Here is an 18234-nt window from a genome sequence, read left to right as displayed (position 1 = left end):
TTATAGGTTAAAGACACATCCAGCCACTCATATCTGAAAGGGCGACTGGTTTTCTCTGTGGGCTTAGTGATAATGCACCGGCTGTTTTTTTCTTTATCGAGGGCCCTATAGCCTATGTGGTACGAAGGTTTTCTCGGCTTGTCGCCCTGGTCACTGGTGGCAGTCACCCTGCTGATGACCCACGTGACAATCGTCGGCGTCACGGTCTATCTGCACCGTTACTCAGCCCATCGCTCGCTTGAGTTGAATGCCGGCCTGAAGCACTTTTTCCGTTTCTGGCTGTGGCTGACCACCGCGCAGAACACCCGCGAGTGGACCGCCATCCACCGCAAGCACCACGCCAAATGCGAAACCGAGGATGACCCGCACAGCCCGGTCATCAAGGGTCTGTCCACCGTTCTGCGCAAGGGCGCCGAGCTGTACCGCGCCGAAGCGGAAAACCCCGAGACCCTGCGCATCTACGGCAAGAACTGCCCTGAAGACTGGATCGAACGCCACCTCTATACCCCCTTCCCGCTGCTGGGTGTGGCGATCATGGCCGTCATCGACCTGCTGCTGTTCGGCACCATCGGCATCACCATCTGGGCCATCCAGATGATGTGGATCCCGGTGTGGGCCGCCGGTGTGGTCAATGGCCTGGGCCATGCCATCGGCTACCGCAACTTCGAATGCCGTGACGCGGCGACCAATCTGGTGCCCTGGGGCATCCTGATCGGCGGTGAAGAACTGCATAACAACCATCACACCTACCCTAACTCGGCAAAACTGTCGGTGAAGAAGTGGGAATTCGATCTGGGCTGGGCCTGGATTCAAGTGTTCAGCTTCCTGCGCCTGGCCAAGGTCCAGCGGGTTGCGCCGATTGCCCATCGTGTCGAAGGCAAAGGCAACCTGGACATGGACACCGCCATGGCGATCCTCAACAACCGCTTCCAGATCATGGCCCAGTACCGCAAATTGGTGATCGGGCCGCTGGTCAAGCAGGAGCTGGAAAAGGTCGATCACTCGGTCCGTCACCAGTTCCACCGCGCCAAGCGGTTGCTCTCGCGTGAAACCAGCCTGCTGGACGACAAACACCATGTCCGCATCCAGACCATGCTCGAGCACAGCCAGGCACTGAAGGTAATTTACGAGAAACGCCTGGCCTTGCAGCAGATCTGGGTCAAGACCAGCTCAAATGGTCACGACATGCTGGCCGCCATCAAGGATTGGGTACACGAAGCCGAAGCCAGCGGGATTCAATCCCTGCGTGACTTCGCCAACCAGCTCAAAACCTACTCCCTGCGTCCGACCGCTGCCTGACTGTGGCGAGGGAGCTCGCTCCCGCGCGGCTGCGCAGCAGACGCATAATCGGCGACGCGTTTTAATCGAATAAAACGCGTCGCCGATACCGCCCAGCGGGAGCAAGCTCCCTCGCCACAAAATGCGGGAACTTCGCTTCAAATCCTCCCTCTCAAAGACACTTCGCCACCCAGGCGGGCTTCGTTGTGGCCGCTTTCGAATCCAGAGCGGTGCACACCCTTTGAGATTTGTTCCCATGGTCATTAAAAACCAACAAGACTCATCCCCTTCGCAGTGGCCCGAGACTGCGCAAACCCTGCTGGCACTGATGCACGCTCAAGGTGAAGTGGCGCGACTGAGCGAACGCGAACAGTTGTTCCGCACCCTGCTGGTGAGCGTCAATGCCGTGCTCTGGGCATTCAACTGGGAAACCCGCCAGGTGCTGTACGTCAGCCCGGCCTATGAGCGGATTTTCGGGCGCTCCGCCGACCTGCTGCTGTCCGATTACAACCAGTGGCGCGACAGTATCTACCCCGACGATCTGGAATATGCCGAGCGCAGCCTGGCGGACGTGCTGGAAAAAGGCGCGATCGAAAACCGCGAATACCGGATCATCGCCGCCGACGGCCAGGTTCGCTGGCTCAGCGACAAATGCTTCATCAATCGCCAGGCCGAGCCGGGACAGCCAGTGATCATTGTCGGCATCGCTGAAGACATCACCGACAAGAAGCAGATGGAAACCGAGCTTCAACGCCTGGCGACCACCGACGCCCTGACCCAAAGCAGCAATCGTCGGCACTTCTTCGAAAGCGCTCATCAGGAATTCGAAAAGGCGCTGCAACAGGGCACGCCGCTGTCGTTCCTGATGCTAGATATCGATGACTTCAAAGTGATCAACGACACCTACGGTCACCAGGAAGGCGACACCGTACTGCAACGCATCGCCGAGAGCGGACGTGCGGCGTTACGCCGTGGCGACCTGTTCGGGCGCATTGGCGGTGAGGAATTTGCCGCAGTGTTCCCGGGCTGCACGCCAGACATGGCCCTGCAAGTGGCCGAGCGACTGCAACGGGAGATCCAGCGTTTGAGCTTCAAGCATGACGGCCAGACCTTTGGCATCACCGTCAGCCAGGGGCTGACCAGCCTGATCGCCGGGGACGAAAACGTGGACAGCCTGTTTGCCCGCGCGGACGCGGCGATGTATCAGGCCAAGCGTGAGGGCAAGAACCGGATAGTGCCGGCCTGAACGCCCCAACGCAAACCCTCGGTGGGTAAAGCCTTATTTCTTGCGCAGACGCACCAACTCCGGCAAGCCGATCTTGAGCAAGCGCGCCGTCCGGCTCCTGGCCAGGTCCTCAAGCCCCTCATGCTCGCTCAGGCGCGCCAGCTGTGCCGCCATATTCATCACCAGTGCTTCGCGGGAGTAGACCCCACCACCGAGCTGGTAGGTCGCCGCAATCAGCTCTCGCAGCTCCAGCGGCAGCCGCCAGCGGGTGCGCAGCGCCGATCCGTAGGCCGCACTGAATTCGGCCAGCGCCTCCCCGACCGCCTCCTGGTCGTCCAGTTCGCCACCGCCCTGCTTCCACTCCTGCAAACAGCGCAACAACGCCAGATCGCCGAGTCGATGCAACATACCGGCGCAATAACACCGCGCCTGATCCAGATCGAGCAGGCGCGCCAGTGTTCGCGCGTATTCGGCGGTGTGCAATGACAAGTCCCAATAACGCTCGGCATAGTCCGCCAGAGACGGGTCACTGAGCCGTGCACTGCGCTTGAGGGCCAGCCCGAGAATCAGGTTCATGCTTTGTCCGGTGCCCAGTCGGTGCAACGCCTGAGCCAAGGTTTGCACGCCCGCACCATGGTGCTGGGCCGCGCTATTGGCGGCGGCGATCAGCACGGCGGTGACCTGCGGGTCCGTGCGGATCTCGTCTTCCAGCGCCGTCAGATCCAGACCATCAGGATTGAGGCTTCGCTTGACCGCCAGCTGCACGTCGGTCATGAGCGGCGCGCCCTCGGCCAGTTCGCGACGGCGCTCCAGGAATACGGACAAGGTCATGCCCGGTGCCAGCGCCGGCACTTCGCACGACACCTCTTCCCCGGCGTTGAGCAGCAACCCCTGCAAGCGCTGGGTCAGGCTCTCCATGTTCAGGGGTTTGGTCAGGTAGGCGGTGGGCGCCAGCGGCAAAGCCTCGCGTACGCTGGCGCTGTCGTTGCGACTGCTCATCAGGATGAATGGCAATGGAGGATTGCGTTTGCGCTGGCGAATACTGCGCAACACATTGAGGCCATCGACACCGGGCAGTTCCCAGTCGGCGATCACCAGGTCGTACGGATTGGCCGCCAGCAGCTCCAGCGCCTGCTGGCCGTCGGCACACAGATCCAGTCGTGCGTCACAGCGTACGTTCAACAACACTTCCTTGAGCAGATCACGGGACCAGGGATCGGCCTCGGCAATCAGCACTCTCGGAACCGCGGGTAAAATGACAGTTGTCATACAGCTCTCCCTGGCAATGCTCGAACCTTATCCAATGCCGCTCCTTCGAAATAGTAGCAATACGTCGTATCTGTTCTGGCAGGTATGAAAAAACCCGCCGAAGCGGGTTTTTTGTCGATCAGGTCACACCTGGCGATCAGAGTTCAGCGAAGCATTCTTCGATGATTGCCAGACCTTTGTCCAGTTGCTCGTCCGGCGCAGTCAGCGGTACCAGGACGCGCAAAACGTTGCCGTAGGTGCCGCAGGACAGCAGGATCAGACCTTTGTCGCGAGCCTTGGCCACAACGGATGCCACAGCGGCAGCGTTCGGCTTGTGGCTGTCGCCGTTTTCGAACAGCTCGACAGCGATCATCGCGCCCAGGGCACGGACTTCGCCGATTACCGACGGGTACTTGGCCTGGATGGCCTTGAGGCCAGTGACCAGACGCTCGCCAACTGCCTTGCAGCGGTCCAGCAGGTGCTCTTCTTCGAACACTTCCATCACGGCCAGGGCCGCGGCGCAAGCGATCGGGCTACCGGCGTAGGTGCCGCCCAGGCCGCCTGGAGCGATGGCGTCCATGTATTCGGCCTTGCCGCACACACCGGCCAACGGGAAACCGCCGGCGATGGATTTGGCGAAGGTGGTCAGGTCGGCAGCAACGCCCATCTGTTCCATGGCGAAGAACGTACCGGTACGGCCAGCGCCAGTCTGTACTTCGTCCGCGATCAGCAGGATACCGTGGTGGTCGCACAGGGCACGCAGACGCTTCATGAATTCTTTCGGCGCGACGTAGAAACCACCTTCACCCTGTACAGGCTCGATGATGATGGCCGCGATGTCTTTCGGCTCGGCGTCGTTCTTGAAGATGCGCTCGATGGAAGCGATCGAATCGTCGATGCTCACACCATGCAGTTCGTTCGGGTACAGCGCGCGGAAGATGCCGCCTGGCATCAGGCCCATGCCGGCCGAGTAAGGCACGACTTTACCGGTCAGGCCCAGGGTCATCATGGTGCGACCGTGGTAAGCGCCGGTGAAGGCGATCACGCCGGCACGGCCAGTGGCGGCGCGAGCGATTTTCACGGCGTTTTCCACGGCTTCGGAACCGGTGGTGACCAGCAGGGTTTTCTTGGCGAAATCACCCGGCACCTTGGCGTTGATTTTTTCGCACAGTTCCACGTACGGCTCGTAGGCCAGTACCTGGAAGCAGGTGTGGGTCAGCTTGTTCAGTTGCTCGGTCACGGCAGCGATGATTTTCGGGTGCACGTGGCCGGTGTTCAGCACGGCGATACCGCCGGCGAAGTCGATGAACTCGCGACCTTCAACGTCGGTCACGGTAGCGTTCTTCGCGGACTCGGCGAAGATCGGGTGAATCTGGCCTACGCCACGTGGAACTGCAGCGGTACGGCGGGCCATCAAAGAAGCGTTAGTCTTGCTCATACATTCCTCATTCGCCGCTCATCGGTCGGCGTGATTCAAGGATTAAGCAGCGAGGAGGCAACCAGGGCAGCATGCGATGATCGACTGCCACAGCGTTCCCCGCCACAGAGAAAATTCCGTTTGAAGCACGCAAAGGGTCAGCGCTCTCGTGCCCTTTGCGTTTGAAGCAATGCCTTGCCGGGCTTAGATGCCCAGGCAGAGGTATTTGATTTCCAGGTAATCTTCGATGCCGTACTTGGAGCCTTCACGGCCCAGGCCCGAGGCCTTGATGCCGCCGAACGGCGCGACTTCGTTGGAGATCAGCCCGGTGTTGACGCCGACCATGCCGTATTCCAGGGCTTCAGCCACACGGAACACTCGACCCAGGTCACGCGCATAGAAGTACGAGGCCAGGCCGAACTCGGTGTCGTTGGACATCGCGATCACATCGGCTTCGTCTTTGAAGCGGAACAGCGGTGCCAATGGGCCGAAGGTTTCTTCCTTGGCCACGGCCGCGTTGTTCGGGACGTTGGTCAGGATGGTCGGCTCGAAGAAGTTACCTTCCATCGGCTTGCCGCCGGACAGTACGGTGGCACCTTTGGCAACGGCGTCAGCGATGTGCTCCTGCACCTTGGCCACGGCTTTTTCGTCGATCAGCGGGCCAGTGGTGGTGCCGGCTTCCAGACCGTTGCCGATCTTCAGCTTGGCCACAGCCACTTTCAGCTTCTCGGCGAAGGCGTCGTAGACCGCATCCTGGATGTACAGACGGTTGGCGCAGACGCAGGTCTGGCCGTTGTTGCGGTACTTGGAAATGATCGCGCCTTCGACGGCCTTATCCAGGTCCGCATCGTCGAACACGATGAACGGAGCGTTGCCGCCCAGTTCCAGGGACACTTTCTTGATGTCCTTGGCGCATTCGGCCATCAGTTGACGACCGATTTCGGTCGAACCGGTGAAGGACAATTTGCGCACGATCGGGTTGCTGGTCAGCTCGGTGCCGATGTCGCCGGCGCTGCCGGAAACCACGCTGAACACGCCAGCCGGGATACCGGCACGCTGGGCCAGTTCAGCCAGGGCGAAGGCGGAGAACGGCGTTTGCGAAGCAGGCTTGAGCACCATGGTGCAACCGGCGGCCAGAGCCGGGCCGGCCTTACGGGTGATCATCGCGGCCGGGAAGTTCCACGGGGTGATGGCAGCGGTCACGCCGATTGGCTGCTTGATCACGATCAGGCGCTTGTCTGGCTGGTGGCCCGGAATCACGTCACCGTAGATGCGCTTGGCTTCTTCGGCGAACCACTCGATGAAGGAAGCGGCGTAAACGATTTCGCCCTTGGCTTCGGCCAATGGCTTGCCTTGTTCCATAGTCATCAGGCGAGCCAGGTCGTCCTGGTTCTCGATCATCAGTTCGAACCAGCGACGCAGTTTGCCCGCACGCTCTTTGGCGGTCAGTGCACGCCAGGCCGGCAGCGCTTTGTCAGCGGCTTCGATGGCACGACGGGTTTCGGCAGCGCCCATCTTCGGCACAGTACCCAGAATTTCGCCCGTTGCCGGGTTGTTGACCTTGATCGTCTGACCATTGTCCGCATCAACCCAAGCGCCATCGATGAAGGCTTGCTGGCGGAACAACTGGGTGTCTTTAAGCTGCATGTCGGCTTTCCTTAACAGCACCGCAATGGATGCGGAGCAAATTATGATTGTAGAAAGGCGCCTCAGTAGGCTGCCGTCAGGGAAATCATTCACCGGGCTGAAGCACATAAATAGCGCACGTATTGGATTCGTGCGGTTCAGCACCCAGACAAGAGCGTTTGAAATCTCAAACGAATCCTAGGATCAAAGGGGGTAAAGGACAATAGGGCGTTCGAAAAAAAGAACGAAATCGACTTTTTTGCTGCGTTTTTCTGATCAACGTAGCAAACACAGGTTACGCTTTGGAAAAACGCAGACGATTCAGCAGCATGGACGCCTGCGGTGCATATGAGTATCATGGCGCCCGCATTGCACCAGTAGCTCAGCTGGATAGAGTACTGCCCTCCGAAGGCAGGGGTCGTGGGTTCGAATCCCGCCTGGTGCACCATACGCAAGAACGAGAAAGCCCCAGACCGCGAGGTCTGGGGCTTTTTTGTTGTCCTTGGAACTCATCAGATCCGGAAGCTGCCCACCAAATGCTTCAAGCGGCTGGCCTGCTGTTCCAGGTCCGAGCAGGCGCGCAAGGTGAATTGCAGGTTCTCCATGCCTTCCTGGTTCAGCGTGTTGATCTCATTGATGTCCATGTTGATCGAGTCAACCACGGCCGTCTGCTCTTCAGTGGCAGTGGCCACCGACTGGTTCATCCCGTCGATTTCTCCGATGCGCTGGGTCACGCTGCCCAGACGCTCGCCCGCCTGATTGGCAATCGACACGCTGTCCTGGCTATGGCGTTGGCTTTCGCCCATCGTATTGACCGATTCACGGGCGCCGATTTGCAGCTCCTCGATCATGTTCTGCACTTGCTGCGCCGATTCCTGGGTGCGATGGGCCAGATTGCGAACTTCGTCAGCTACCACAGCAAAGCCACGTCCCGCCTCGCCTGCACGCGCCGCTTCGATTGCCGCGTTGAGCGCCAGCAGGTTGGTTTGCTGAGAGATGCTGGTGATCACTTCGAGGATCTGACCGATGTTCACGGTCTTGCTGTTCAGCGTTTCGATGTGCGAACTGGAGGTGACGATCAGGTCCGAGAGGCGGCTCATGGCCTCAATGTTGCGATTGACCACTTGCTGGCCTTCTTCGGCCAAGTGGCGAGCGGAGCTTGCGTGTTGCGAAGCTTGCGCGGCGTTATGTGCGATTTCCTGGGCGGCAGCCCCCAGTTGATTGATCGCGGCGGCAACGCTGCTGGTACGGTTGACCTGCTCGTCGGAGTTGGCCATCGAAGCGTTCGATGCACTCACGACACGCAGGGCCACTTCGTTGACCTGCTCGGTGGCCGACGACACTTCGCGGATCGAGGTGTGAATCCGTTCCACGAAGCGGTTGAAGGCGTTCCCGAGAATGCCGAACTCGTCCTGGGTGTGAATGACCAGGCGCTTGGTCAGGTCGCCTTCACCTTCGGCGATATCTTCCATAGCCTTGCTCATGGCCTGCAGAGGTTGCAGCAGCAGACGAATCAGCATGCCCAGCAGGGCAATGATGAAGACTACGGCGATCACGGTGGCAATCACAGCCGAGGCGCGGAATTCACTGAGCCTGGAAAAGGCCTTGTCCTTGTCGATGGACAAGCCGATGTACCAGTTCACCGAAGGCAAGCCCTTGATCGGGGCGAAAGTGACGATGCGGGTCTGGCCATTGGCCTGGACTTCGGTCAACTCGCCGTTGATCCGTGGCGTGCCCTGCGGGAAGAGGTCGCTCAGGGTCTTCATCTGCATGTTTTTGTCGGGGTGGACCAACACCTTGCCATCGGAGCTGACCATGAAGGCGTAACCCACGCCGCTCAGATCCAGTTTGTCGATGATGTCGACCAGCGCACCGAAGCTCACATCACCGCCGACCACGCCGACGGTCTGCCCTGACTTGCGAATGGCCGCCACCATGGAGACCACCAGCGTGTTAGTGGCCATCTCGACGTAAGGCTCGGTCATGGCGACGGTATTGCTGGCCTCGGCAAGCTTGTACCAGGGGCGTGTGCGAGCATCGTACCCATCCGGCATCTTCGCATCAGGCAGGATGGCGAACTCGCCTGCTGCGGTACCGACGTAGGTACTGGGGAAGCTCGACACCAGGGTTTTCTGTGCCATCAACGTGGTGATGCTGGCCATCTGTGGGTTCAAGGCCGCGTTTTGCGCCAGGTTTTCAACCAGCAACGTGCGACCGTCAAACCAGTTCTTGATGTTGGCCGCCGTCATGTCGCCCATTTCATGGAGGTTGTTTTCCAGATCCTTGCGAATGGCGTTGCGCTGGAGGTAGTCGTTGTACAGCGTGAATAGCGCGAAGGCGGCTACCACGATCAGCGACGCCACAATGAGGATCTTGTGGCTGAATCGGAGGTTTTTATTCATAACGGGTCGTGTCCACGAAGGCGTTATTGTTGATTGACACGAGCTGTATCGACCGCTTGAATAAAATACTGAACAGCTTTGTTCGTTTTTCTATACGCCGAAGGATTACCGGCAATTTCGACTTTGATTCTGAATATTGGCTTTCGGGACTACGAAGGCAGGGGCGTGGGTTCGAATCCCGCCTGGACACCATACGTAGAAACAAGAAAGCCTCAGGCCTTAGGGGTCTGGGGCTTTTTTGCGGGCACAAAAAAACCGCCTAAGCGGTTTTCTCATTCCGTCGTCCAATCAAACTCGTCGTATTCATCATCGTCCTCGTCATCCTCGAATACTTCATCTTCGAGCATGTCGTCTTCAACAATGTCTTCGTCCGGCTGATTCAGCAGAAAATCCTTGCGACTCTCGGTAATCGCTCGCCGTAGTTCCTCGCCCTTTTCCGGGCAGTTGAGCATTTGGGCGATGCGGTCGATTTTTTTTGTCACGGCATCCTCCAACGCATCGACTACAGGCTGATAGTGCGCGCTTTCGGGGAGGGATGCCAAATCCCCGGAAGGCCGCGCACTTCAGCTTTCTGCAAAGCCGCCGAGATGATCAGGCTTCAGCGGTGGTAACGCCGGACCACGCTGCTGTTTTTCAGCACATGACCGTTGATTCTTTCCAGCAGCTGCGCACGGGTCAGGCCTGCCGGCAATGCGTCCGGGGCGAGGTCCAGGGCGTAGATCTGGATGATGTAGTGGTGCGCGCTGTCGCCAGCTGGCGGGCAAGGGCCGACGTAACCGGCCGTGCCTTTGCTGTTGATGCCGGCCACACCTTCAAGCGTGGCTTTTGCGCCGACGCCGGATGCAATCTGGCGGGTCGTGGCTTTGATGCCGTAATGCACCCAGTGATCGACACCCTGCCCTTTCTGGCCATCCGGATCGTGCATGACGATGGCGTAACTGAGCGTACCGGTCGGGCCGGCATTCCAGCTCAGGGCGGGTGAGATATTGTGCCCGCCGCAGCCCGGGGCATCGCTGGCAGCGGCAGACGTGAACAAACGGTCATCCGACACGCCTGGGATGTTCAGGGTAAAACGCTCCTGGGTCGCCTGTGCCGCTTGCGCCGGCAATTGCACGCAAAGGGCGACTGCTATGGCCACTAGCCAAGGGTTCAGAGAGGTCAATCGGGTCATGCCGGAGTACCTTGTGCGGGTGGGGCCGTCGTCGGCGTGCAAACTATAGCTGGAGCTTTCATAGGGTGGCACCAGGATTTGGCGCAACCTTGAACAATTGCGCCGTTTTTTTTAAATGAAGCAGTGCATCTCAAATGCCGTCCTACAGCCGTATCTGAACACGGTGATGAGGATAGGATCGACCGCATCAACCACAGAAAGCAAAACGCCCGGCGCCTGCATTGCGCAGAGGCCGGGCGTTTCCTGAAGGATTGCGGTTTTATTGAACCTCGCCTGCGCCAGCAAATTTGCTCATGACGAAACCGACAAATTCTTCGACGGTCATTTTCTGGCCGTTGAACTCGACCTGATTGTTGGCGTAGTGCAGTTTGCTGACAATGTTGCTTCCATCCAGTTTCGCCAGTTGCGAGCCGACGGCCATGCTGCCAAACATGTCTGCAGTGGCGGTGGCCTGATCGGCGATCAGCTTGGCATCGGTCTGGCCGTCGATTTGCGATTGCACGGTGAACACATCAACCAGCATTGGCTTGGACACTTGGACATTGATGTCCAACAGCGCAATCAACTGCCTGATCAGTTGGTCGGTCGGCAATTCGATCGATTGCGGCTTGGTCAGATCCAGCACCAGGTTGGCGCGGCTTTCGCCGTTGGTGGTCTTGAACGAGAGATTTTCCAGGGCCACCTGCGGGCCCGCCGCCAGCAATTGCTCCAGACCGGTTTTCAGTTGCGTCTCTTCGGCGTCGGTCAGCTTCAGTTCCGGCACCGGCTGACCCGCCTCGGCGGCCTCGGCGGCGAGCTGCTCGTAAGGTTGCAGCTTGCTCTGGTAAATCTGCATCAGCGACATCGTTGCCGGAATGTCGAGGTTCTTCAGGCTCATCGCCATCTGTGCCGAACCGACCGCCTTGCCGTTCAAGGACACTTCACCCACCTTGTAATCGGCACGTCCGGAGGCGCTGGTGCCCGATTCTTCGGTCTGGTTCTTCATTTCGAAACTCTTGAGCCCCAGCACTGACTGTTTGGGACCGAACGTGGTCTGGCTGTTGCTCAGCGAGACGGTGTTCTCGCCGGTGTAATAGCCGTAGGTGCTTTTGGTCAGGTTGCTGGCCAGGGTCAGGCCGTTCAATTCAACCTGCACCGGTGCCTGATCTTCGGAAACGGTGATCAGCTTCAGGCTGTCCATGTAGCCGTCGGCCTTGACCTTCTGCGCCTGGGCGCTGGCAGCGACATCGAGCTTCAGGCCGGAAAACTTCAGGCTGGACTTGTCATCCAGTGCCGTTTCCAACGGCAGCATTTCCAGCGTGCCATTGGTGGAATTGTCGTAGCCGATGTTGACCACGCCTTTGAGCGGAGAGACATCCTTGGCGGCGGCAAACCATTTTTCGGTGAGCGGTGTCTTTTCCAGTTCGTAGTGACTGGTGGCCATGACCGGCAACCATTTCAGCGATACCAGGCGCGAGAATGGCAGCGGACCGTGTTCGATATGGTCGACAAACAGCAGCTCGACCGGCTCCTCGCCGAACATTTCACCCTCGCCCTTGAGGCGATAGTGCGCGGTGCTGCTGAACACGTGGCGCTCCAGCGATACCAGTTCCAGTGACGCCGTACCTTTATGACCGACCAGCGCGGCTTGCAGTTGCTGGTTGGCGTCAGCCAGGGAGGCGTTCACCACCCCTTCAATCTTGGTGCCGGTGTACCAGGCACCGCCAGCGCTGATAGCACCGATGGCAACGACGATTCCCAGAAGCACGCCTGCAGATTTATTCATGAATGACCCAATCAATGTCCGTTGTTTAAGGTGTAGTCGTCTTCCCTGAACCCATGGCGGGTTGCGGTCGCGACAGCGCTGAAAGTGGGATGCAGAGTAGCATCAGGCGCGATGGACGGCCCAAGGATTAAAGGTGAAAGAGTGTCTATGGGGCTGCGTATGCAGGTAAGTATTCGATGTCCATGCGATTGCCATCGCGAGCAGGCTCGCTCCCACATTGGAATGCGAACTCCTGTGGGAGCGAGCTTGCTCGCGATGGCGTTCCGACGATGGCGTCAGACCTGACGACACAGAATCAGGAATACTGAACCTCGATCTCATCGAGCTGGTGATCAAAGGTCTTGAGCCGCGCAGTCCAGGTGTACACCAACACTTCAAAGTCGCGATTGATCACCGCCCCGCCCATCACTTCCCCCCGCGGGTCGCAGAAATCCAGCTGATAGCGTTCGCGGGCCATGGCGGTGGCGACATCGGCCAGTTCTCGCGCATTGTTGAGCCAGTGCCAGCCGTCGTCGGCCACTTGCTTGTCGAGCTCCAGGCATTGCTTTTTCAAGGTCTCCAGGCTCTTTTCCAGCGGCGTGCCGGTCAGTTCGCCCATGACTTCCTGAAACGTGCGCCCCGGTTGCCAGTAGCTGCCCCAGAAATAGCGATCGAACACCGTTTCGACACGACGCAGCGCGACCTTGGTGTCCCAGATCAGCACCAGGGTCTTGCCTTGTTCGAGTTGTCTTTTTTTGGTTCGCTGGTTCTGGACCGAAGCCCAGGCCACTACCGCGATGGACATCACGGCAATCAGCGCGGTGGCGCTGTCGAGAAACACCAGAGCCTTGTCGATCTGGAGGGTCAGCATGATGCCGTAGAAATAGGTGGCCGAAAGCAGCACCAACGCCACGACGGCGCACCAGAAACCGAGAGCATAAGGGTTTTTCATTATTGGTTTCCCCATGACCTGCGCGAGCCTTGTGCGAAGCAAGGGCGCTTTGCTCCAACGCCCCTCCAACACTTCAAAGCATAGCAACGGCCTCAGGGTTTGCTGGAGTTCGACGCTTGCGTTCGTCCGCTTTCCCAACCACCGCCCAGGGCGAGGAACAAATCGATCTGGCTCATGGCAACTTGCGTGTTCGCCGTCGCCAGTTGCGCCGTGACGTCGGTGTAGGTGCGCGTCGCTTGCAGGTCCGCCAGGAACGACGCGCGGCCAGCCTGGAAGAAGCGGTGGGTCTGGTCGGCCGCCAGTTTCGCCGATTGCTCGGCATCGGCCAGGGCATCGCGGCGTTGCAGCAGCGCTGAGTACTGGGTCAGGGCGGTCTGGGTTTCGCGAATGGCGTTGAGTACAACGCCGTCGAAGTGCGCCAACACGCCCTGGGTCGTGGCTTCGGCCTCACGGATGCGTGCGCGGGTGCCGTTGGACGGTACGGTCCAGGTCAGCGACGGTCCGAAGCCCCAGCGATTGGTGGAGGGCTCGCCGAGATCACCGAGGATGCCGACGGTGCCGATGGTCGCGCCGATGCTGATGTTCGGGTACAGCTCGCCCGTGGCGATGCCGATGCCAGCGGTTGCGGCGGCCAGTCGGCGCTCGGCCTGCCGCACGTCGGGACGACGCTTGAGCAACGCTGCGCCATCGCCCACGGGCACCAGTTGCGCGATTTTCGGCAGTTCGGCGCAGGTCGCGGTGCCCGCCGGTAATTGATCCACCGGTTTGGCCAGCAGCATCGATAAACGGAACAGCCCGGCCTGACGCGCCGCCTCATAACGTGGCATGTCGGCACGCAATGACTTGAATTGGGTTTGCGAACGCGTGACCTGGGTTTCGTCGCCGCGTCCGGCATCGCGCAAGCGCTGGATCAGTGTAGTGCTCTGGGATTGCAGGTCGAGCGAGTGCTGGGCAATCTCCCGCTCTTCGTTGGCCGCGCAGACTTGGGTGTAAGCGCGCACGACATCGGCTACCAAGGTGATGCGTGCGGTATCGGCGGCGGCCTGGGTGGCATCGGCATTGGCCTTGGCCGCTTCGATGCCGCGCTGCAGCGTACCGAACAGGTCGAACTGGTACGACGCGGAAATACCGATATCGCCGATGTTGGCCACCGGCACCTTTTCCGGCAACAGGAAGGCCTGGCCGGACTCCTGCAAACGTTCGGCGCCCATTTTCACGCCGCCGCTCCAGCCACCGGCCGCCTCGGCCTCGTCGACTTGCGCACGCGCGCGCAACAGACTGGCCGCCGCCACGCGCAGATCAGTGTTGGAGGCCATGGCCTGCTGCACCAGTTGATCCAGGCGCGGGTCCCGATACAGGCGCCACCAATCGGCAGGCACCGGCGCCGAGACCACCGGCTTGCCCTCCACCGCCAGCTCGCCCTGCAAGTCCTCACGGTGGATGGCCGCCGCCTCCGGCAGGTGATAGTCCGGCCCGACCACCTGACACGCCGACAGCAACAGGCCTAACCCGGCGACCGCCAAACCCGAGGCTTTGCTCATTGCGCCGGCTCCCGGACCTGGTCGTCGATGATCGATACGGTCGCGGTGCGCCCGGCGATCATGCGGAAATCCGCCGGAACGTCATCGAAGGCAATTCGCACCGGAATCCGCTGCGCCAGGCGCACCCAACTGAACGCCGGGTTGACGTTGGGTAACAGGTTGTTGCCACTGGTGCGGTCGCGGTCTTCGATACCGGCGACGATGCTTTCCACGTGGCCACGCAGGCGCGCGCGGTCACCGATCACCCGGATGTCGACGCTCTGACCGACATGGATGCCGTCCAGTTTGGTTTCTTCGAAATAGCCGTCGATGTGAAACGAATTGCTGTCGACGATGGACAGTACCGGCCGCCCAGCACTGACAAACTCCTGGGTGCGCGGCGCACGATCGTTGACGTAACCGTCCACCGGGCTGCGAATCACCGAGCGGTCGAGGTTGAGCTGGGCACTGTCCACTGCCACCTGGGCTTCCATCAACGCCACTTGGGCGCGGGCGACTTTGGACTGGCTTTCTTCCAGCTGTTCGGCGGGCACCAGATTACCCAGGCCCTTGTTGCGCTTGGCTTCACGCTGGGCCTGGGCCAGGGTTTCCTCGCGGTCGGCGACTGCGGCTTTCGCCTGGCGCAGGGCCAGTTTGAACCGGTCCTGATCGATGCTGAACAGCACCTGGCCGCGCTTGACCGGCTGGTTGTCGCGCACGTCCACTTGCTGGATCAACCCGGAGACGTCCGGGGCGATCTGCACGATGTCGGCGCGGATGTGGCCGTCGCGGGTCCAGGGGGCAAACATGTAATACATCACCATGCGCCAGACCACGACCACGGCGAAGCTCACGATCAACAGGGTCAGGACCACGCGGCCGATGGTCAATAAAGGTTTTTTCATGTCATCAGGTATCGACTGAGTGAGTCCACGACGCCAAGCAGCAAGGCGTAGAGAGCCACGTTAAACAATGCCCGGTGCCAGACCAGACGGTAAAAGTGCAGGCGCGTGAGCACCCCGTGCACCAACAGAAACAACACATACGTAATGCCCATCAGCACCAGCAGCGTGGGCAGGAACACCCCGCTCAGATCCAGATCACCAATCATAAGGGCGCTCCATCGATCCCATGGGGAAGCGGTTCTTCGAGCTCGGCGGACCCGACAAATTCGACGCCGGGCAACAACGCCAGGCGCAAGCCACTCAAGGCGTGCAACAGATGCAGGCGGGTTTCGTCATCGCCCGCACCGCCAAGCGCGCGACGGGTACGGTCCATGGTCATCAGCAACGGGCTCGGCGCGGGCAAGCGCTCGCCAGCCTTGAGACACGCCTTGAAGTATTCGCCAACCTCGGCCACCACCTGACGCAGCAGCGCGTTCGGCGTCCCGTCGATACGCGGCGCGTAGGCGAGCAGGTCGAGCATGTTCAACGCCACGCGGACTTCCCGCAGGGCGATGCCGGTGTCCTGGCCGGTCATGGCCAGACGCGGCAAATGCTGCATCAAGCGGTCGAGCATCTGCACACCCAGGTGCCGGTGCTCGGCCAGCGTGGCGGGCTCGGACAGGCCGACAATGTCGCGCCAGCTGAAACGGGTCAGACGCTTGGCCGCCAGCTCGGCGCCGAAGGGCCGGGCGATCAGGGTCCAGACGAATGCAAACAGCAAACCCACGGGGCCGGCCAGATTGGAGTTGGCAAAGCTGAGGAAGTCCGCGTCATACGCGCCCTGAATACTGATGAAGGACGAGGTGTTGACCAGCGTCAGCAACATGCCCAGGTAAAACTGCGGCTTGACCGTCAGGGTACCGACGACGATGAACGGCACGGCGAACGCCAGCACCAGCATCGGGAAATCGTGCAGGTTGGGCAGCACCAGAAACAGGTAAAGGCTGGCGAACAACACCGACATCGCCGTCCAGAAAAAGAACCGGTATATCTGCGGTGCGGGGTCGTCCATCGAGGCGAAGAAGCTGCACGCCACCGCCGCCAGAATCACCGCGGCGCCGCCGTCGGTCCAGCCCAGCAGAATCCACAGCACGGAGGCGACGATGATCGCGGTGACGGTGGACGCCGCTGAATAAAGCATCAGGCCGCGATCCAGAAAGGGCGACAGCCGCCCGAGGCGCCAATGCCGATACACCGCGCGCCAACTGTCCAGGTTTTCGCATTGGATGGCGATTTGCAGACTGCGGCAGTCCTGCCACAGATCAATCCACTCGCCGAGGCGGTACAGCGCGTTGGAGAACAGCAGCTGCTTGCGATCCTGCAGCGCCTCGGCACTGGGTTGCAGGGCTTCGAGCTGGTCTTTCAGCGCCTGCCAACGATGGATGTCCGCGTCCTTGTGTTGCAGCCATTCGCTGGCGGCGCCGAGGAGTGGCGCGAATTTATCCACAAGTTCGGGGGTGCGCCGTTCCAGGGCGTAGAGCGCATCGTCAAGGGCGTCGACTACGGTCAGCAGATGAATCATCCGCCCGCGCAGTTCCTTGGTATTGCGCACCGTTTGCGGCCGCGCGCCTTCGTGGGGCAACTGGCCGATCATCAGTTCCAGGCTGTTGAAAGTCGTCACCATCGCCGCACGCAACGCACTGATTTCGCCGGGCTGCACCTGGCGACTGAGGAATTGCAGGCTGTAGGTCGAGGCATCGGCAAACCATTTGCTCACCGAATCGTTGAACACCGGGGCCAGCCGCCGCGGCCAGAACATCGCGCCGACGACCGCCGCCACGGCGATACCGAGGAAGATCTCCTCCGTGCGCGCCTCGGCCACGTCCCAAACCGCCAACGGGTTATTCACCACCGGCAGGGCGATCAGCGGCAAGGTGTAACCGGCGAGCATCAAGGCGTAGTTGTTGGCGGTGCGCAGGTGCAGGGACAGAAACAGCAGAATCCCGGTCCACAGCGCAATGACCAGCACCAGCACATAGGGGCTCTGGACAAACATCGGCACGAAAAAAACCGCCGCCGCAGCGCCGAGAAAAGTGCCCACTGCGCGGTACAGCGCCTTGGAACTGGTGGGGCCGACAAACGGGCTGGAAACGATATACACCGTGGCCATCGCCCAGTAAGGACGCGGCATTTGCATGAGCAAGGCGATGTAGAGCGCAATCATCGAGGCGGCGAACGTGCGCACGCCAAAGAACCAGTCCCGCGCCGGGGGCATGCCGGTAAAAAAGCCGTTCAAGGGTTGACCACCGGAAACGGAACGGCCAACTCAAAGGCCTTCAAGACACGCAACGTGGCTTCCAGATCGCGCTGATCAATGCCCTCGAGCACCTCATTGCGCAGGCGCACCAGTTCAACTTCGACGGCTTGCACCAGTGTCCGGCCGCTGTCGGTAAGGCTCAGGCATTTGGCGCGGCGATCCTGGGCATCCTCGGTGCGACAGACGTAGCCGGCATGACACAGCTGATCGAGCAAACGCACCAGGGACGGACTCTCCATCCCTGCCGCCTGCGCCACCGTCACCTGACGCACACCCTCACCCAGGCGCCCGATCATCAGCAACGGCACGGCACAGGCTTCGGAAATTCCATAGTTGACCAGTGTGCTCTGGCAGATCTTCCGCCAATGCCTGGCGGCCACCACCATGGAGCTGCTGATGTTCATCTGGAGAGCGTCGAGGTTATTCGGCACGGGAGAGAATACACACTGT

The 18234-nt window shown here is 60.4% G+C and carries 15 protein-coding genes, 1 tRNA gene and 1 pseudogene; 3 read left to right on the top strand and 14 right to left on the bottom strand.

What is annotated here, in order from left to right:
- The first annotated feature begins 114 nt into the window (after positions 1-114).
- Together desA and F7R06_RS10400 are read left to right on the top strand one after the other, a co-directional pair.
- A complete protein-coding gene (gene desA / locus F7R06_RS10405; protein WP_090327755.1) occupies positions 115-1299 on the top strand; it encodes a delta-9 fatty acid desaturase DesA in 1185 nt (394 codons plus the stop codon).
- Between the two features lie 235 nt (positions 1300-1534).
- A complete protein-coding gene (locus tag F7R06_RS10400; RefSeq protein ID WP_090327753.1) occupies positions 1535-2524 on the top strand; it encodes a GGDEF domain-containing protein in 990 nt (329 codons plus the stop codon).
- Between the two features lie 33 nt (positions 2525-2557).
- On the opposite strand, the gene F7R06_RS10395 is transcribed toward F7R06_RS10400, so the two are convergent.
- From F7R06_RS10395 to gabD, 3 genes are all read right to left on the bottom strand, one after another.
- Complete coding sequence (locus F7R06_RS10395; RefSeq protein WP_090327751.1) at positions 2558-3772, bottom strand: response regulator; 1215 nt, start codon at positions 3770-3772, stop codon at positions 2558-2560.
- Between the two features lie 136 nt (positions 3773-3908).
- Complete coding sequence (gene gabT, locus F7R06_RS10390; protein WP_090327750.1) at positions 3909-5189, bottom strand: 4-aminobutyrate--2-oxoglutarate transaminase; 1281 nt, start codon at positions 5187-5189, stop codon at positions 3909-3911.
- Positions 5190-5372: 183 nt separating this feature from the next.
- Positions 5373-6815: an NADP-dependent succinate-semialdehyde dehydrogenase gene (gene gabD, locus F7R06_RS10385; protein ID WP_090327747.1), complete on the bottom strand. Its 1443-nt coding sequence runs from the start codon at positions 6813-6815 to the stop codon at positions 5373-5375.
- Positions 6816-7165: 350 nt separating this feature from the next.
- Between gabD and F7R06_RS10375 the strand changes: the two genes are divergently transcribed.
- Positions 7166-7242: transfer RNA gene (locus F7R06_RS10375), tRNA-Arg, on the top strand.
- Positions 7243-7306: 64 nt separating this feature from the next.
- Here F7R06_RS10375 and F7R06_RS31410 read toward each other — a convergent pair.
- The 11 genes and pseudogenes from F7R06_RS31410 to F7R06_RS10325 form a co-directional block, all read right to left on the bottom strand.
- Positions 7307-8071 (bottom strand): methyl-accepting chemotaxis protein, encoded by a 765-nt coding sequence (locus F7R06_RS31410; protein WP_425415243.1) that lies wholly within the window; start codon positions 8069-8071, stop codon positions 7307-7309.
- Between the two features lie 93 nt (positions 8072-8164).
- A pseudogene (locus tag F7R06_RS31405) lies at positions 8165-9043 on the bottom strand (HAMP domain-containing protein); the annotation flags it as partial.
- Between the two features lie 425 nt (positions 9044-9468).
- Positions 9469-9738, bottom strand: a complete 270-nt coding sequence (locus tag F7R06_RS30735) for a hypothetical protein (protein ID WP_245706758.1) — start codon at positions 9736-9738, stop codon at positions 9469-9471.
- 56 nt (positions 9739-9794) lie between these two features.
- On the bottom strand, positions 9795-10367 hold the full coding sequence (locus F7R06_RS10360; RefSeq protein ID WP_090327738.1) for a YbhB/YbcL family Raf kinase inhibitor-like protein: 573 nt from the start codon (positions 10365-10367) through the stop codon (positions 9795-9797).
- 259 nt (positions 10368-10626) lie between these two features.
- On the bottom strand, positions 10627-12132 hold the full coding sequence (locus F7R06_RS10355; RefSeq protein WP_090327735.1) for a YdgA family protein: 1506 nt from the start codon (positions 12130-12132) through the stop codon (positions 10627-10629).
- Positions 12133-12427: 295 nt separating this feature from the next.
- Positions 12428-13063, bottom strand: a complete 636-nt coding sequence (locus F7R06_RS10350) for an NADH:ubiquinone oxidoreductase subunit N (RefSeq protein ID WP_090327733.1) — start codon at positions 13061-13063, stop codon at positions 12428-12430.
- 92 nt (positions 13064-13155) lie between these two features.
- On the bottom strand, positions 13156-14604 hold the full coding sequence (locus F7R06_RS10345) for an efflux transporter outer membrane subunit (protein WP_090327730.1): 1449 nt from the start codon (positions 14602-14604) through the stop codon (positions 13156-13158).
- On the bottom strand, positions 14601-15488 hold the full coding sequence (locus F7R06_RS10340; protein WP_090327727.1) for an efflux RND transporter periplasmic adaptor subunit: 888 nt from the start codon (positions 15486-15488) through the stop codon (positions 14601-14603). Before F7R06_RS10340 ends, F7R06_RS10345 begins: the two co-directional genes overlap by 4 nt.
- On the bottom strand, positions 15485-15694 hold the full coding sequence (locus tag F7R06_RS10335) for a DUF1656 domain-containing protein (protein WP_047536034.1): 210 nt from the start codon (positions 15692-15694) through the stop codon (positions 15485-15487). Before F7R06_RS10335 ends, F7R06_RS10340 begins: the two co-directional genes overlap by 4 nt.
- Positions 15691-17763, bottom strand: a complete 2073-nt coding sequence (locus F7R06_RS10330; RefSeq protein ID WP_090327723.1) for an FUSC family protein — start codon at positions 17761-17763, stop codon at positions 15691-15693. The genes F7R06_RS10335 and F7R06_RS10330 overlap by 4 nt, the downstream gene beginning before the upstream one ends.
- Positions 17760-18188 carry a MarR family winged helix-turn-helix transcriptional regulator gene (locus F7R06_RS10325; RefSeq protein ID WP_090327720.1) on the bottom strand — a complete coding sequence of 143 codons (429 nt, stop codon included), beginning with the start codon at positions 18186-18188 and terminating at the stop codon, positions 17760-17762. Before F7R06_RS10325 ends, F7R06_RS10330 begins: the two co-directional genes overlap by 4 nt.
- Between the last annotated feature and the right edge of the window lie 46 nt (positions 18189-18234).

This window comes from Pseudomonas moorei (genome assembly GCF_008801475.1).
Lineage (GTDB): Bacteria > Pseudomonadota > Gammaproteobacteria > Pseudomonadales > Pseudomonadaceae > Aquipseudomonas > Aquipseudomonas moorei.
Note: the sequence above shows the minus strand (reverse complement) of the source record. Positions and strands in the feature narration are given on the sequence as shown.

Coding starts and splice junctions, on each gene's coding strand:
- F7R06_RS10400 (WP_090327753.1), top strand. CDS start 1,535: ATGGTCATTAAAAACCAACAAGACTCATCCCCTTCGCAGTGGCCCGAG.
- gabD (WP_090327747.1), bottom strand. CDS start 6,815: ATGCAGCTTAAAGACACCCAGTTGTTCCGCCAGCAAGCCTTCATCGAT.
- gabT (WP_090327750.1), bottom strand. CDS start 5,189: ATGAGCAAGACTAACGCTTCTTTGATGGCCCGCCGTACCGCTGCAGTT.
- F7R06_RS10345 (WP_090327730.1), bottom strand. CDS start 14,604: ATGAGCAAAGCCTCGGGTTTGGCGGTCGCCGGGTTAGGCCTGTTGCTG.
- desA (WP_090327755.1), top strand. CDS start 115: ATGTGGTACGAAGGTTTTCTCGGCTTGTCGCCCTGGTCACTGGTGGCA.
- F7R06_RS10395 (WP_090327751.1), bottom strand. CDS start 3,772: ATGACAACTGTCATTTTACCCGCGGTTCCGAGAGTGCTGATTGCCGAG.
- F7R06_RS10350 (WP_090327733.1), bottom strand. CDS start 13,063: ATGAAAAACCCTTATGCTCTCGGTTTCTGGTGCGCCGTCGTGGCGTTG.
- F7R06_RS10325 (WP_090327720.1), bottom strand. CDS start 18,188: ATGAACATCAGCAGCTCCATGGTGGTGGCCGCCAGGCATTGGCGGAAG.
- F7R06_RS31410 (WP_425415243.1), bottom strand. CDS start 8,071: ATGGCCAACTCCGACGAGCAGGTCAACCGTACCAGCAGCGTTGCCGCC.
- F7R06_RS10355 (WP_090327735.1), bottom strand. CDS start 12,132: ATGAATAAATCTGCAGGCGTGCTTCTGGGAATCGTCGTTGCCATCGGT.
- F7R06_RS10335 (WP_047536034.1), bottom strand. CDS start 15,694: ATGATTGGTGATCTGGATCTGAGCGGGGTGTTCCTGCCCACGCTGCTG.
- F7R06_RS10360 (WP_090327738.1), bottom strand. CDS start 10,367: ATGACCCGATTGACCTCTCTGAACCCTTGGCTAGTGGCCATAGCAGTC.
- F7R06_RS10340 (WP_090327727.1), bottom strand. CDS start 15,488: ATGAAAAAACCTTTATTGACCATCGGCCGCGTGGTCCTGACCCTGTTG.